15 protein-coding genes are annotated in these 13,831 nt (G+C 59.6%); 8 read left to right on the forward strand and 7 right to left on the reverse strand.

The genetic code is table 11. The features are described from left to right. Positions 1 to 88 precede the first annotated feature (88 nt). Positions 89 to 562, forward strand: a complete 474-nt coding sequence (locus ACP3TE_RS12200) for a small multi-drug export protein (RefSeq protein ID WP_105657003.1) — start codon at positions 89 to 91, stop codon at positions 560 to 562. Between the two features lie 82 nt (positions 563 to 644). On the opposite strand, the gene ACP3TE_RS12205 is transcribed toward ACP3TE_RS12200, so the two are convergent. After that, positions 645 to 863 carry a PLD nuclease N-terminal domain-containing protein gene (locus ACP3TE_RS12205; protein WP_426733728.1) on the reverse strand — a complete coding sequence of 73 codons (219 nt, stop codon included), beginning with the start codon at positions 861 to 863 and terminating at the stop codon, positions 645 to 647. A 249-nt stretch (positions 864 to 1,112) separates the two neighbouring features. On the opposite strand from ACP3TE_RS12205, the gene dnaK reads away from it, so the two are divergent. The 4 genes from dnaK (at position 1,113) to ACP3TE_RS12225 (ending at position 5,163) form a co-directional block, all read left to right on the forward strand. After that, positions 1,113 to 2,966 carry a molecular chaperone DnaK gene (gene dnaK / locus ACP3TE_RS12210; protein ID WP_105657001.1) on the forward strand — a complete coding sequence of 618 codons (1,854 nt, stop codon included), beginning with the start codon at positions 1,113 to 1,115 and terminating at the stop codon, positions 2,964 to 2,966. A gap of 13 nt (positions 2,967 to 2,979) precedes the next feature. Then, entirely contained in the window at positions 2,980 to 3,561 is a 582-nt protein-coding gene (locus ACP3TE_RS12215) for a nucleotide exchange factor GrpE (protein ID WP_105657000.1), read from the forward strand. A gap of 85 nt (positions 3,562 to 3,646) precedes the next feature. Next, the gene (locus ACP3TE_RS12220) at positions 3,647 to 4,621 is read left to right on the forward strand and encodes a DnaJ C-terminal domain-containing protein (RefSeq protein WP_105656999.1); all 975 of its coding nucleotides are present in this window, start codon (positions 3,647 to 3,649) and stop codon (positions 4,619 to 4,621) included. Positions 4,622 to 4,734: 113 nt separating this feature from the next. After that, on the forward strand, positions 4,735 to 5,163 hold the full coding sequence (locus tag ACP3TE_RS12225; RefSeq protein ID WP_105656998.1) for a heat shock protein transcriptional repressor HspR: 429 nt from the start codon (positions 4,735 to 4,737) through the stop codon (positions 5,161 to 5,163). On the opposite strand, the gene ACP3TE_RS12230 is transcribed toward ACP3TE_RS12225, so the two are convergent. Together ACP3TE_RS12230 and trmB are read right to left on the reverse strand one after the other, a co-directional pair. Beyond that, positions 5,160 to 5,786, reverse strand: coding sequence for a GNAT family N-acetyltransferase (locus tag ACP3TE_RS12230; protein WP_400341976.1), 627 nt, complete (start codon positions 5,784 to 5,786; stop codon positions 5,160 to 5,162). The genes ACP3TE_RS12225 and ACP3TE_RS12230 overlap by 4 nt on opposite strands. Before the next feature lie 50 nt (positions 5,787 to 5,836). Beyond that, positions 5,837 to 6,694, reverse strand: a complete 858-nt coding sequence (gene trmB / locus ACP3TE_RS12235; protein ID WP_133833561.1) for a tRNA (guanosine(46)-N7)-methyltransferase TrmB — start codon at positions 6,692 to 6,694, stop codon at positions 5,837 to 5,839. A gap of 126 nt (positions 6,695 to 6,820) precedes the next feature. Here trmB and ACP3TE_RS12240 point away from each other — a divergent pair, with 126 nt between their 5' ends. After that, positions 6,821 to 7,231 carry a YccF domain-containing protein gene (locus ACP3TE_RS12240; RefSeq protein WP_105656996.1) on the forward strand — a complete coding sequence of 137 codons (411 nt, stop codon included), beginning with the start codon at positions 6,821 to 6,823 and terminating at the stop codon, positions 7,229 to 7,231. Positions 7,232 to 7,304: 73 nt separating this feature from the next. Here the strand turns inward: ACP3TE_RS12240 and ACP3TE_RS12245 are convergent, their stop codons facing one another. The 3 genes from ACP3TE_RS12245 to ACP3TE_RS12255 all read right to left on the reverse strand — a co-directional run bounded on the left by ACP3TE_RS12245 (position 7,305) and on the right by ACP3TE_RS12255 (position 9,790). Then, complete coding sequence (locus ACP3TE_RS12245; RefSeq protein ID WP_105656995.1) at positions 7,305 to 8,489, reverse strand: TerC family protein; 1,185 nt, start codon at positions 8,487 to 8,489, stop codon at positions 7,305 to 7,307. 308 nt (positions 8,490 to 8,797) lie between these two features. Next, positions 8,798 to 9,265, reverse strand: coding sequence for a GNAT family N-acetyltransferase (locus ACP3TE_RS12250; RefSeq protein WP_133833562.1), 468 nt, complete (start codon positions 9,263 to 9,265; stop codon positions 8,798 to 8,800). A 30-nt stretch (positions 9,266 to 9,295) separates the two neighbouring features. Beyond that, positions 9,296 to 9,790, reverse strand: a complete 495-nt coding sequence (locus tag ACP3TE_RS12255) for a DinB family protein (RefSeq protein ID WP_133833563.1) — start codon at positions 9,788 to 9,790, stop codon at positions 9,296 to 9,298. 170 nt (positions 9,791 to 9,960) lie between these two features. Here ACP3TE_RS12255 and clpB point away from each other — a divergent pair, with 170 nt between their 5' ends. After that, positions 9,961 to 12,549 (forward strand): ATP-dependent chaperone ClpB, encoded by a 2,589-nt coding sequence (gene clpB / locus ACP3TE_RS12260; RefSeq protein WP_426733733.1) that lies wholly within the window; start codon positions 9,961 to 9,963, stop codon positions 12,547 to 12,549. Between the two features lie 73 nt (positions 12,550 to 12,622). Here clpB and ACP3TE_RS12265 read toward each other — a convergent pair whose 3' ends face one another. Next, positions 12,623 to 13,264 (reverse strand): septum formation family protein, encoded by a 642-nt coding sequence (locus ACP3TE_RS12265; RefSeq protein ID WP_105656992.1) that lies wholly within the window; start codon positions 13,262 to 13,264, stop codon positions 12,623 to 12,625. Between the two features lie 222 nt (positions 13,265 to 13,486). Here ACP3TE_RS12265 and ACP3TE_RS12270 point away from each other — a divergent pair, with 222 nt between their 5' ends. After that, complete coding sequence (locus ACP3TE_RS12270) at positions 13,487 to 13,705, forward strand: DUF3073 domain-containing protein (RefSeq protein ID WP_105657086.1); 219 nt, start codon at positions 13,487 to 13,489, stop codon at positions 13,703 to 13,705. Positions 13,706 to 13,831 lie beyond the last annotated feature (126 nt).

The raw sequence follows: 13,831 nt of genomic DNA on the forward strand, positions 1-13,831 counted from the left end.
CGCTGATTGATCCCTCCTCGACTAGGCGATACATAGGATTGAAGCAACGAGTCGCCGATTAACCATCACCGCTTCAGGAGCACCAGCCATGATTGAATCCCTGCAGAACTTCGCCGCGTCCTTCCCAGAACCGCTACAGTTCTTGGCTGTTGCTTTGCTAGCTGCCATTCCGCTGATCGAGTCCTACTTTGGTTCGGCCATTGGCGTGGTCATCGGTGTTCCGGTGGTTGCTGCCATCGCCACCGCCGTGATCGGCAACGTGATTTCCATGCTGTTGTTCGTCAACAGCGCCCACGCCGTGCGCAACAAGGTTCGCAAGGGCAAGGACTCGGAGAAGAAGGAACGCAAGTTCGAGAAGCTGCGCCGAGCTTTCGATAAATACGGCATTGCCGGGGTGAGCCTTCTGGGGCAGACCATCCTGCCTTCGCAGGTGACCTCGGCTGCCTTGGTCTCCTTCGGCGCCAATAAGCAGAAGGTGATCATCTGGCAGATCATCTCGATTATCTTGTGGGGCACCGCGTTTGGCGTTCTGGCTGCCCGGGGAATTAGCCTGATGGGCTAACCGGAACTCGCTGAAAGCGAACAAGCCGTCCTCGAACCAACGAGGACGGCTTGCTTTCCAGTGGCTATGGAATGCCAAGGGATTACTTGCGGCGTCCAAAAGCAAAATAGGCGATGGGGCCAAGGAAATTGATCATGCTGGCCGCTGCCCATGCCGGCTTTGGACCCTTGACTTGTTCGGCAGGGCGCTTGTACAAATCCCGCAGTGCCGCAACCATCAAGGTCAGCTCGGCAACTGCCGCAGAGGCGACCGCGATCTTTCCGCCCGGTGGCAGATCCTGGAACTTGCGCTTCGTTTCCATGAGGTGGCTCCTAGCTGCCGCTTTTCCCGCCCGCTGGAAGCGTTGAAAGCGGATGAATGAAAAATTTTTTCAGGACGGGAATTATTCTCTCACCACCGCAGTTGAAATGAGCAGAACGCAAAGTTGAGTCACCTTCGCTCAAGTTGATTTGACAGCCGAAAGTGGCTGAGTAAACTTGAGTGCAGAACGCTCAATGAGGATAAATGTCCTCAGCGTTAGTACTTTCAACCAAGGCAAAGGAGAGCCATTATGTCGCGTGCCGTAGGTATCGACCTAGGAACCACCAACTCCGTCGTTTCCGTGCTCGAAGGTGGTGAGCCAACCGTTATCGCAAACGCGGAAGGCAACCGCACTACCCCGTCGATCGTTGCTTTCTCGAAGAGCGGCGAAGTCCTGGTTGGCGATATCGCCAAGCGCCAGGCCGTCAACAACATCGACCGCACCATCGCATCGGTCAAGCGTCACATGGGTACCGACTGGACCATTGACGTTGACGAGAAGAAGTACACCGCTCAGGAAATCTCGGCTCGTACCCTGATGAAGCTGAAGAACGACGCTGAGTCGTACCTGGGCGAGAAGGTCACCGACGCGGTGATCACCGTTCCTGCATACTTCAACGACGCAGAGCGCCAGGCCACCAAGGAAGCTGGCGAGATCGCCGGCCTGAACGTCCTGCGCATCGTCAACGAGCCAACCGCAGCTGCGCTGGCTTACGGCCTGGAAAAGGGCCAGGAAGACGAGCTCATCCTGGTCTTCGACCTCGGTGGCGGCACCTTCGACGTTTCCCTGCTGGAAGTCGGCAAGGACGACGACGGCTTCTCGACCATCCAGGTCCGCTCTACCGCAGGCGATAACCGCCTGGGCGGCGACGACTGGGATCAGCGCATCGTGGATTGGCTGCTGGCCCAGGCCAAGGCCAAGGGCGCGGACCTGTCCAAGGACAAGATCGCGCTGCAGCGCCTGAAGGAATCTGCTGAGCAGGCCAAGAAGGAACTGTCCTCGGCTACCAGCACCAACATCTCGCTGCAGTACCTCTCGGTGACCCCGGAAGGCCCAGTGCACCTGGACGAGCACCTCTCGCGTGCCAAGTTCCAGGACCTGACCAAGGACCTGCTGGAGCGCACCCGCAAGCCATTCAACGACGTCATCGCCGAGGCAGGCGTCAAGGTTTCGGACATCGCCCACGTGATCCTGGTTGGCGGTTCCACCCGCATGCCAGCCGTTGCCGAACTGGTCAAGGACCTGGCCGGCAAGGAAGCGAACAAGGGCGTGAACCCAGATGAGGTTGTCGCCGTGGGCGCAGCGCTGCAGGCAGGCGTGCTGAAGGGCGAGCGCAAGGACGTTCTGCTCATCGACGTCACCCCACTGTCCCTGGGTATCGAGACCAAGGGCGGCGTGATGACCAAGCTGATCGAGCGCAACACCGCGATCCCGACCAAGCGTTCGGAGACCTTCACCACCGCCGAGGACAACCAGCCTTCGGTATCCATCCAGGTCTTCCAGGGCGAGCGCGAGTTCACCCGCGACAACAAGGCGCTGGGCACCTTCGAGCTGACCGGTATCGCACCGGCTCCTCGCGGCATCCCGCAGGTTGAGGTCACCTTCGACATCGACGCCAACGGCATCGTGCACGTATCCGCCAAGGACAAGGGCACCGGCACCGAGCAGTCGATGACCATTACCGGTGGTTCCTCGCTGTCCAAGGAAGACATCGAGCGCATGGTCCAGGAAGCTGAAGCACACGCCGAAGAAGACAAGGCACGCCGCGAGGCCGCTGAGACCCGTAACGCCGCTGAGCAGGCTGCCTACTCCGTAGACAAGCTGATCAAGGACAACGAAGACAAGCTGCCTGAAGAGGTCAAGACCGAGGTCCAGGCTGACGTCGACGCCCTGAAGGCTGCCCTGGAGAAGCAGGACAACGACGACGAGGTCAAGGCCGCGTTCGAGAAGCTGCAGGCATCGCAGACCAAGCTGGGCGAGGCAATCTACGCCAACGCGCAGGCCGAGGGCGCCCAGGCTCCTGAGGGCGAGCAGGCACCGAACGCTGATGAAGACATCGTCGACGCCGAGGTCATCGACGAAGACGAAGCCGACAAGAAGTAAGGAGTTTAGGAATATGTCCGAGGCAAAGGACCAGAACGAGAACTCCGGCCAGGAGCCGGAGAACCAGCCAGAGGCCGCCAACGAGCAGCCAACCGCTGACGCCCTGGGTCAGGCCGAGGCGATCCTGAACGAAGCTGCTGCTGGCGCTGAAGCCGATTCGGCGCAGCCGGAAGAGGCCGGTGCGGTGGAAACCGAACTGCGCAACGACCTGCTGCGCCTGCAGGCCGAATACGTCAACTACCGCAAGCGCGTGGAACGCGACCGGGCCGTAGCGCGTGAAAACGCCGTGCAGTCCGTGCTCAACACCCTGCTTCCGGTGCTTGACGACATCGATGCGGCGCGAGCCCACGGCGACCTCGCCGACGGCCCGTTCGCATCGATCGCCAACAAGCTGGATGGAATTCTGGCTCAGCATGGCCTGGAGCGCATCAACGAGGCCGGCGTGGAATTCGACCCGAACATCCACGAAGCCCTGCTTCGCCAGGCTGTTGACGAGATTCCAGCCGACCACGTGGGACAGGTGCTGCGCACCGGTTACCGCAAGGGAACCATCATCCTGCGTGCAGCTCAGGTGCTGGTAGCAACCGGCGAATAGCCACGAATAGCACAATCGATACTGCCCACTGCCGAGTCTTCGACAGTGGGCAGTGTCGAATTGGCACTGAAAGGATGGGGCCCTGATGGCAAGTCAGGACTGGATCGAAAAAGACTTTTACGCCATTCTGGGCGTCTCCAAGGACGCCAGCGAGGCGGACATCAAGAAGGCGTACCGCAAGCTTGCGCGCAAGTACCACCCGGATACCAACCAGGGTGATGCGGCCGCTGAAAAGAAATTCAAGGACATCTCCGAAGCCAACTCGGTGCTTTCGGACAAGGAAGAGCGCGAGCAGTACGACGCGATCCGCGCCATGGGCGGCGGAGCGCGATTCTCTGCTGGTGGCGGACCGGGCGGCCCCGGCGGGCAAGCCGGCTTCGAGGACATCTTCTCCAACCTCTTCGGAGGCGGCGGAGCGGGCCCACGTGGCCGCGGCGGGCAGCCGGACTTCTCCGACCTCTTCGGTGGTGGCGGCGGTTTCGGTGGCGGCGGCTTCGGCCAGAGCGCACCACCGCGCAAGGGTGCTGACCGCACGGCGAGCACCACGATTTCCTTCTCCGGATCAATTAAGGGCACCACCATTGGCCTGCGCGAGCAGAATGGCGAGGTCATTGACGTGCGCATACCGGCGGGCATCAAGGATGGCCAGTCGGTGCGCGTGCGCGGCAAGGGCCAGCCTGGTGCTGCCGGCAACGGCGACCTGCTGGTCAAGGTCAAGGTCAGCGAGCACCCGTTCTTCAAGCGCGAAGAGAACAACATCCGCATCCACGTGCCGGTGACCTTCGCTGAAGCGGTGCTTGGAGCAAAGATCCACGTACCGACCCTGGACGGGGATTCCGTTGCGGTGAAGGTTCCCGCTGGATCCAACTCCGGGCGCACCTTGCGTCTGAAGGGCCGCGGCGTGAAGACCTCCAAGGCCACCGGCGATCTGCTGATCGTCCTGGATGTCGCGATTCCGCAGAACCTCTCGGATGCTGCAAAGAAGGCCGTGGAGGACTTCGCATCAGCCACCGAGGGCGAGGATCCACGAGTGGATTTGGCTGCCAAAGCCAAGCTCTGAACCCAATAGGCTGTCTTCCCTGCCCCGTCATCGAATTGGCTGGGCAGGGAAGATAGACTCGAAGGCAATAGGGACCGAATCCAAGGTCCTTGCAGAAAGGTGGTAGAAGCAACGTGAACGGGGAGTACCTGCGACCTGTCTTCGTCATTTCCGTCGCCGCGCAACTTGCAGACATGCATCCGCAGACGCTGCGCCAGTATGACCGCATTGGTTTGGTTTCGCCCAGCCGCCAGAGCGGAAAGCAACGCCGCTACTCGCAGCGCGACGTATCACTGTTGCGCCAGGTGCAGGCCCTGAGCAAGGAAGGCGTCTCGCTCGAGGGCATCAAGCGCATCCTGGACCTGCAAGATCAAGTCGCCTATCTGCAAACCGAAGTCAATGGGCTTCGCCAAGAACTTTCCGCCGTACGCCAGGGCCAATCTCGCATCTTCGCTGCGGGCACCGCTGGAGGCGACATCGTTTCGTTGGCTAGGGGCATGCGCCCTGAACGCCGTGAACCGACCGTGACGCTGTTTACCGCGCGCCGCGCTATCGGACGCTAGATCCGTCCGTGCCGGGCCAAGCGCGCTTCCAATTGGGTGCGCGCGGCAGGCCATTCGTGCGGGAGTATTGAGAACACCACCGTATCGCGCAGGGTGCCGCTCTTTGGATCATATTTGTGATTGCGCAGCACGCCATCCTGCTTGGCGCCGAGCCGTGCAATCGCGGCGCGTGAAGCGGCATTGTGCCAGTGCGTGCAGAAAGCCACTGAATAGCAATCCAGTTCCTCGAAAGCCCGGCGCAGCAGCATGAACTTGGCAGCTGGATTGATCCCGGTGCCTTGGGCTGGCATGGCCAGGAACGTTGAGCCGATTTCCACGCGGTGATTTGCCGCGTCGATATTCAAGTAAGTCGTGGCCCCCACCGCTTTGCCGGTGGACAGGTCGATGATCGCAAAGGGAGCCATCTCGCCAGTTTCCTGCAATGCCAAGCGGCGCTGGATATCCAAGCGCATGGATTCGGCCGATGGAGTGGTAGCAAACCACGCTTCATCCAACTGGCCGTTGGCTGCGAGCTGGATCAGATCCGGGGCGTGGTCCATTGACAATTGTTCTAGCCGCACCCCGGCATAGTCCATTCTCGGAGCTTGGGCGTAGTGCAGACTTTGCGCAGAAGAAGAGGCCATGGAATCCATCCTAGGGATTCCATGGCCTCTTCAATGCTTTATTTCGGCGACTAGCCGATGCGGGTGTACGCCAGATCGAAGACCAGACGACCAGCCTTGAGCGCCTTGCCTTCGAAGCTGGTCAGGATCCGGCGCTCGAAACGCGGGGCCCAGCCACCCTGGGCATCTGTGAATTCTGGCTCGGGGTCGAAGCCTTCCATGCCCTCGCGGCGCACCTTGGTCAGGTTGCTCTCAGTGCCGGACAGATTGCCATGATGCTGGTTCTCGAAGTCCGGATGGGCTTCGAGGACTTCGCGCATTTGCTCGGCGTAGTTGGACCAGTCGGTGGCCAAGCGCAGGGTGCCTCCCGGCTTGAGCACGCGGGAGACCTTGTCCAGGAACGAGGCCTTGATCAGGCGACGCTTATGGTGGCGCGGCTTGTGCCATGGATCTGAGAAGAAGATCCAGATCTCATCGGCGCTGTTCTCGTCCAGCATGACATCCAGAACCTCTGGGGCATTGGCCTGCACTGCGCGGACGTTGGTGATGCCGAAAGACTCGACCTTCAGCATCAGCTGGGCCAGGCCCGGACGGTAGACCTCAACGGCGAGGTAGTTGCGCTCGGGATCATCCTTGGCGGCGTTGGCGATGCATTCGCCCAGGCCGGTGCCGATCTCCACGATCAGCGGTGCGGTGCGTCCGAAAGCCTCGGCAGGATCGAGCTGGAAGTCATCGGCAACCGAAGTGTCGGCGATCTTGCGGGGCGGCTCAATGACGTACTGATCGGCATTGCGCTCCCAGGCGCTGGCACGGCGGCCCTGCAGGCGGTTGCCGCGGCGCACGAAGGATACCGGCTCGGCACGGAAAAGGTCTGGGTTCCTAGGGGCAGTGCCGTGGGCTGGGCGCTGCTGCTCGCTCGATTCGCTCATGATGATTAATCCTATCCGAGCAAGCTGCTTCGATGCTTGCCGAACGGTAGGGGATTGGACACCCCTAGAAGAAAATCGGGGGGATCCCCGATGGAGTAAAACAGGCAAAAGACAGAGAATATAACCATGACTGATTTAGTGCGCGGTATTCTCAACATTATTTGGCTGCTTTTCGGCGGCCTGTGGCTGGCCTTGGGCTACGTGTTGGCAGGCATCATCTGCTGCGTGCTGATCGTGACCATTCCATTCGGCATCGCCTCGTTCCGCATTGCCGGCTATGCGCTGTGGCCGTTTGGCCGCACCGTGGTCGACAACGGCCCGGTAGGCGCGTTCTCCACCCTGGGCAACATCATCTGGATCATTTTTGCTGGTATCTGGATTGCCGTTGGGCACGTGGTAACCGCGATCCCGATGTTCATTTCGATTATCGGCATCCCGCTGGGGATCGCAAACTTGAAGATGATCCCGGTTTCCCTGATGCCTCTGGGCAAGGTCATTGTGCCTTCGGACTATTTCATCGGCGGTGTTCGCCGCTAGGCTGCGCCAAGACAGCGAATGGCTGCCAACCCTTGATGGGGTTGGCAGCCATTCGCTTTATGTACGAACCTGATCAGCTCTTGAGGTACTCATCGTGCTGGCGGTGCGCTTCGGCGACCTCGACACGGATCTTGTCCACGTCCTTGGCCTTGTCGCGGTACTTCTTTTCCATGGTTTTCACATACGCTTCTTCCTCCACCAAGGCGCGGTAGATGCGTTCGCGTTCGACCGCGTCCGAGGTGTAGCTCAGGTCGTTGTAGCTGTTGGCATGGCGGCGCAGGTTGCCGATGGCAGTCTGGGCCTTGCCTGCCTTGCTGAACAGCGAAGCGAGAATTGTCAGCACCAGGACGCCGATAATGACGCTCAGCGACAGGCCGGTGCTGATTTCAATGACCATCACGTGCTCACCATCATTGATGAATGGCAAGTTGTTCTCGTGCAGTGCATGCAGGATCAGCTTCACGCCGATGAATGCCAGGATTGCTGCCAACCCGTAGGACAGGTAGATCAAGCGGTCCAGCAATCCGTCGAGCAGGAAGTAGAGCTGGCGCAGTCCCATGAGCGAGAAGGCGGTAGCCGTGAACACGATGTAGACGTTCTGGGTGAGTCCGAAGATCGCAGGGATGGAATCCAGAGCGAAGAGAATATCGGTACCGCCGATGGCCACCATGACCAGCAGCATCGGAGTCAGGACCTTCTTGCCATCGATCTTGGTGAACAGCTTGTCGCCGTCATAGTTGTCGGTAGTGTGGAATAGCTTCTTGGCGATCCGGATGATGAAGTTGTTGGCCTCATCGGATTCGTCATCCTTCTTCAGCAGGTTGCCTGCGGTCAACAGCAGGATCAGGCCGAACAGGTAGAAGACCCAAGCGAACTGGTTGATCAGCGCCGCGCCGACAAAGATGAAGGCGGTACGTGCGATCAGCGAGAAGACGATGCCGAAGAGCAGGACTTTCTGCTGGTCTTCGCGGGGTACGCGGAAGCTGGCGATGATAATCAGGAAGACGAACAGGTTGTCGACCGACAGGGCCTTCTCGGTAATGTAGCCGGCAAAGTACTCGGCACCCATGTCGATTCCGCCGAAGACCAGCACCAGCACACCGAAAACGAGGGCCAAGCCAACATAGATGCTGGACCAGATCGCTGCTTCACGCAGCGATGGAACGTGGGCCTTGCGGATGTGGAAGAAATAGTCGAAGGCCAGAAGGGCGAGAATCACGACAATCGTGATGCCCCAAATCATAGGGGAAACTCCCATAGGGATTCCTGCTTTCGTAAGTAGCGCGCGAACGCATCTGAGTAAGTCTCTTCACCGACCCCGGGGCTGGCCGCAAAACCCGGCAGGACCATGAAGTCCTGCGTATTGACGGATTCAACGATTATGAATACTCCCTTACGTTCTACCAGCTTATCCTGATGCGATGCTTCTGGAAAAATCTTGGTCCGTGGATGTCATGATGATCTGTAATGTACTTTGTCTTTGTGCAGTTGGGTAGGCGTCAATAGCAATTCGAAGAATGCACTTTGCTTGGAGCAACGTGGGCTAGGGGCAGGAACTAGGCGCTGCTAGAGCGACTTGTGCATCTTGATGCTGGTGGTTTCATATCCAAGCGATTCATAGAGGCCGCGAGCGCTCTGGTTGAATCCGAACACATTCAGCCCCAGGGTACGTGCGCCGTGGGCACGGGCGTATTCTTCGGCCAAATTCATGGCCTGGCGTCCGAACCCCTTGCCGCGGTGCCCGGGGTCGACAACTATGTCCCAAACCCACCATGAAGCCGGATCGCCTGAGGTGTCGTGGCCGATCCAGACATAGCCCACATCGCCGAAAATGCCATGCTCCAGGGTGAATACCGCATTGGTGCAACTTGGCAATCCGGTGGGAAAGGCCCGGGTCATGGCCCGGTCTGCATCTTCCTGCGCCTTGTGCTGGGAACTGCCAGCGGCAACAAGGTCCGATACGTACTCGGCGGTACTTCGTGCCATCCACGAATGGAATTCTTCAGCGGGAAGCGGGTGGAGTTCTAATGGCATGCCCGGAGTCTACCGGTTGAGGGCGGCACGCTATTTCCGCGCGGCCAGGATTTGTTCACGCAGGATATCTGCGTGTCCGCAATGCTGTGCCAGTTCACGCAGCATATGCAGCTGGATCCAGCGCAGCGGCAGCGGTCCACGCCGGTTGCCTGAGAAGACGTCATCTCCTGTTTTGCCTTCGACTGCTTGATGCGACAGTTCGATGGCTTGGGCATATTCGTGCCGAATCGAATCGATGGTGTCGGAAGCCTCCAAGTCGAATGATTTGCTGGGCGAAGAGGCAATGCCCAGCTCTGCACGGCTCCGGCCGGTGGCTGCTTCACCGAACCAGACCCGTTCCACGAAGATCGCATGTTTCACCAGCCCGAGCAGCGTGGTCTTGGATTCAACCAACTTCAATCTGGCTTCGGCTTCACTCAGTCCGCCGGTGCAGGAAAGCAGCATCTGCCGGTGCTGATCGATGAAAACTTGGACCATATCATCGTGGGTCAGTGAAAAAATGTCTTTGGAATCCGGGTTGGCCATGCCTTATCTTAAGTCGGCAAATCGTCAGTGACAAGGTATTTTGCCTCTGGGGCAAGTGAAATGGAAAATCTTTCGAAAATCTTGCTCTAGCTGGAATACGAAGAGTGCGAGTAGAGTTGAGTTAAGTACACTCAAGTTTATGGGTTCACCCAATTAGAGAAAGGATGCGCGTGGACACCAAACTCACCACTAAGAGCCAAGAAGCCCTCTCGGCTTCCGGGATGAACGCTTCAACCGCAGGCAATCCGCAGATTGAACCTGCGCACCTGCTGAAGGCCTTGCTGGACCAGCGCGACTCCGTCGCAGTCGCCCTCCTGAAGACCGCCGGATTGGATGTCGACGCGCTTTCGATCAAGGCAAGCGCTGTCATCAACGCATTGCCTTCCAGCTCCGGCAGTTCAGTGGCCCAAGCCCAGTACTCCCGACAGCTGCTGCAGGTTGTGAGCAACGCCCAAGCGGCTGCCGCAGAAATGGGGGACACCTATGTCTCCACCGAGCACCTGCTTATCGCCTTGGCATCAGACCAGACCAAGGCCGGCGACGCGTTGCGCGAATTCGGGGCCACCCGCGAACTGCTGGTGGGCACCTTGCCCACCATCCGCGGCGACCGCAAGGTCGATAATCCGGATCCGGAGGCCACCTTCCAGTCCCTGGAGAAGTTCGGCACCGACATGACCGCCCTGGCGCGCTCGGGCAAGCTGGATCCAGTCATCGGCCGCGACCGCGAGATCCGCCGCGTGGTCCAGGTGCTCTCCCGCCGAACCAAGAACAACCCCGTGCTGATCGGCGAGCCAGGCGTTGGCAAAACCGCTGTAGTTGAGGGGCTTGCCCAGCGCATGATCGCGGGCGACGTGCCGGAATCCCTGCGTGGCAAGACCCTGATCTCGCTGGATCTGGGCGCCATGGTCGCCGGCGCCAAGTACCGTGGCGAATTCGAAGAGCGGCTGAAGTCGGTATTGGAAGAGATCAAGGCTTCGGACGGCCAGATTGTCACCTTCATTGACGAGATCCACACCGTGGTCGGCGCCGGAGCCTCCGAAGGCGCCATGGACGCGGGGAACATGCTCAAGCCAATGCTCGCCCGCGGCGAGTTGCGCTTGATTGGTGCTACTACCTTGGACGAGTACCGCGAGAACATCGAGAAGGATCCCGCCCTGGAACGCCGCTTCGCACAGGTGTATGTCGGTGAGCCCAGCGTGGATGACACCATTGCCATCCTGCGTGGGTTGAAGGAGCGCTACGAGGCGCACCACAAGGTTTCCATTGCGGACTCCGCCTTGGTGGCAGCATCCACGCTGTCCAACAGGTACATCTCCGGCCGCCAGCTGCCAGACAAGGCCATCGACCTGGTTGATGAGGCCGCTAGCCGCCTGCGCATGGAGATCGACTCGGCTCCGGAGGAAATCGATGAGCTGCGCCGCGAGGTGGACCGGCTGACCATGGAGGAGCTGGCGCTGTCCGATGAAACGGATCCAGCTTCGGTGGAACGCCTGGATGCGCTGCGCAAGGACATGGCCGACAAGAAGGAACAGCTGGACGCGCTGAACTCCCAGTGGGAAGCCGAGAAGGCTGGCTTGAACCGCGTCGGTGACCTGAAGGTCAGGCTCGACGAATTACGCAGCAAGGCCGACAAGGCCCAGCGCGAGGGCGACCTGGAGCAGGCCTCTCGCCTGCTCTACGGGGAGATCCCAACGCTGCAGCAGGAACTGGATGCGGCGGCAGCTGCCGAAGCCGATAAGGCCGATACGCACACCATGGTTGCCGAGGAAGTCACCGCGGATGACATTGCAGAAGTCATCTCGGCGTGGACCGGTATTCCGGCCGGGCGCATGCTGCAGGGCGAAAGCCAGAAGTTGCTGGATATGGAAGAAATCATCGGGCAGCGCCTGATGGGGCAGAAGCAGGCTATTGCCGCTGTCTCTGACGCCGTTCGCCGTACCCGCGCCGGCATTGCCGACCCGAACCGGCCTACCGGATCCTTCCTGTTCCTGGGTCCTACCGGTGTCGGCAAGACCGAGCTGGCCAAGTCCCTGGCTGACTTCCTCTTCGATGATCCACGGGCGATGGTGCGGATCGACATGTCCGAATACTCGGAGAAGCATGCGGTTTCGCGCCTGGTCGGTGCCCCTCCGGGCTACGTAGGGTATGAAGAGGGCGGGCAGCTGACCGAAGCTGTGCGCCGCCGCCCGTACTCGGTGATTCTGCTGGACGAGGTGGAAAAGGCGCATCCGGAAGTATTCGATATCCTGCTGCAGGTGCTCGATGACGGGCGGCTGACCGATGGCCAGGGCCGCACCGTGGACTTCAGGAATACCATTCTGATCCTCACCTCGAATCTGGGTTCCCAGTTCCTGGTGGACCAGAGCATGGAAGACGAGGCCAAGAAGTCAGCGGTGATGAGCGTGGTCAATGCATCGTTCAAGCCGGAGTTCTTGAACCGTCTCGATGAGGTCATCCTCTTCGACCCATTGAGCATCGAAGAGCTGGGCAGCATCGTCAAGCTGCAGATCGACCTGCTCGCACAGCGCTTGGCCGACCGCCGCTTGAACCTGGAGGTGGATCAGGCCGCCAGCGATTGGCTGGCCCTGACCGGTTACGATCCTGCCTACGGCGCTCGTCCGCTGCGCCGCCTGGTGCAGCGCGAGATCGGAGACCGGCTGGCCAAGGAGATCCTGGCTGGAACGGTGCAGGACGGGGATACTGTAGGGGTCACCCTGGACGAAGTTGGCGACAAGCTCAAAGTTGCCAAGAAGGCCTAGGAGCCTGGCAATGGCGAGGGCGTGAACGGATGGAATCCCGTTCATGCCCTCGCCATTTTTCCTGAACGCAGACTTAGCTGTCGGTGGTCTCCTGTGCCTTGGACGGCTCCTCTTCGGAGTTCTCCGATTCTCCATCCGTAGCGCCCTCTGGCAGCAACGAGTTGCGGACGTCGCCCTCGGACAGGCTCAGGAAGCACGAAACGGTGCGGTCGCCCTGGCCCCAGGTGCTCTCCGAGGGACGCGAGAAGTGATAGGTCCAGGTGGAGTCCAGCCCTGCACGAGGATCCAGTGACACCGATTTGCACAGGTCTTCGGATTGGGTGAGCAGCACGTTGGCTCCCGGGTACTCCTCGCCAGTGACCTGGAAGATGCCGATCAGTTGGGCATTGTGGGAGGAATCACAGGTTACGACCGTCTGCGGATCCAGTGGTGAATTGAATCCGCGCAGGCAGTCGCCTTGCTCCAACTGGGTTGGAGGCATCTCGGTGGCAACAATGCCGTCGAGGCCTGGATTCTCGTTGCGCTCCACGTTGTTCGCAGTTGGCGAAGCAGGGGGATCCACTAGTCTCAACACCACGAAAACCACTGCCGCGGCCAGTGCGAGAACGGCGACAATCATCAAGGCCCATTGGGCACTTTGACGCTTGGGCTTCTCCGGTTCTGGCTGCAATGGCGGCAAAGCCGCCTGCGGCTCGGGCAGATTGTTTTCCACCACCTGTTGAGCTCCTTCGTGGTTGGGTCGGGCGATCGCTCGCCGGCTCAATACATAGTCGTTGGACTAATCGACAGTCTAGCGGTTTCGGAGGGTGTTGCATTCAGCGCTCGCCGGTGAATCGTGTTAACCTTTAATTACGAAAGAACTGATCACATATTCGGGGGCCTTCATCTTTTCAAGGTGGACCACCTCCCGACTCTACTGAAAAGAGGGGGTCACGCCATGGGGCGCGGCCGTCAAAAGGCTAAAGCACAGCGTCAGGCGCGAGATATCAAGTACTACTCGCCGTCCACTGACCTTTCGGCACTTGAACGCGAGTTGGGCGTTCAGTCCGATCATCATGCTCAGAACACTGAGCGTAATGATTCATCGTATGACGAAGAATATTCGGAATACGACGAGCTGACTAAGAAGTACTCGGGAGATGACGAAGACGAGTAGCCTCGTCTTCTGATGCCGGGAGTCCTTGGCTCAGAGTGCCACACCTTAAGCATTGAGTGGTACAGCTCTTCAGTACATTTTGCGACAAGCCGCAGCGACTAAGCTAAATTAGCTTTTAGTCGTTGC

Source organism: Glutamicibacter sp. 2E12 (genome assembly GCF_050030965.1).
Lineage (GTDB): Bacteria > Actinomycetota > Actinomycetes > Actinomycetales > Micrococcaceae > Glutamicibacter.

What these genes read in the sequence shown, in the direction of transcription:
- ACP3TE_RS12220 (WP_105656999.1), top strand. Translation starts at nt 3,647, where the DNA reads ATGGCAAGTCAGGACTGGATCGAAAAAGACTTTTACGCCATTCTGGGC.
- ACP3TE_RS12215 (WP_105657000.1), top strand. Translation starts at nt 2,980, where the DNA reads ATGTCCGAGGCAAAGGACCAGAACGAGAACTCCGGCCAGGAGCCGGAG.
- ACP3TE_RS12200 (WP_105657003.1), top strand. Translation starts at nt 89, where the DNA reads ATGATTGAATCCCTGCAGAACTTCGCCGCGTCCTTCCCAGAACCGCTA.
- dnaK (WP_105657001.1), top strand. Translation starts at nt 1,113, where the DNA reads ATGTCGCGTGCCGTAGGTATCGACCTAGGAACCACCAACTCCGTCGTT.
- ACP3TE_RS12245 (WP_105656995.1), bottom strand. Translation starts at nt 8,489, where the DNA reads ATGGGAGTTTCCCCTATGATTTGGGGCATCACGATTGTCGTGATTCTC.
- ACP3TE_RS12240 (WP_105656996.1), top strand. Translation starts at nt 6,821, where the DNA reads ATGACTGATTTAGTGCGCGGTATTCTCAACATTATTTGGCTGCTTTTC.
- ACP3TE_RS12230 (WP_400341976.1), bottom strand. Translation starts at nt 5,786, where the DNA reads ATGGCCTCTTCTTCTGCGCAAAGTCTGCACTACGCCCAAGCTCCGAGA.
- trmB (WP_133833561.1), bottom strand. Translation starts at nt 6,694, where the DNA reads ATGAGCGAATCGAGCGAGCAGCAGCGCCCAGCCCACGGCACTGCCCCT.
- ACP3TE_RS12205 (WP_426733728.1), bottom strand. Translation starts at nt 863, where the DNA reads ATGGAAACGAAGCGCAAGTTCCAGGATCTGCCACCGGGCGGAAAGATC.
- ACP3TE_RS12255 (WP_133833563.1), bottom strand. Translation starts at nt 9,790, where the DNA reads ATGGCCAACCCGGATTCCAAAGACATTTTTTCACTGACCCACGATGAT.
- ACP3TE_RS12270 (WP_105657086.1), top strand. Translation starts at nt 13,487, where the DNA reads ATGGGGCGCGGCCGTCAAAAGGCTAAAGCACAGCGTCAGGCGCGAGAT.
- ACP3TE_RS12250 (WP_133833562.1), bottom strand. Translation starts at nt 9,265, where the DNA reads ATGCCATTAGAACTCCACCCGCTTCCCGCTGAAGAATTCCATTCGTGG.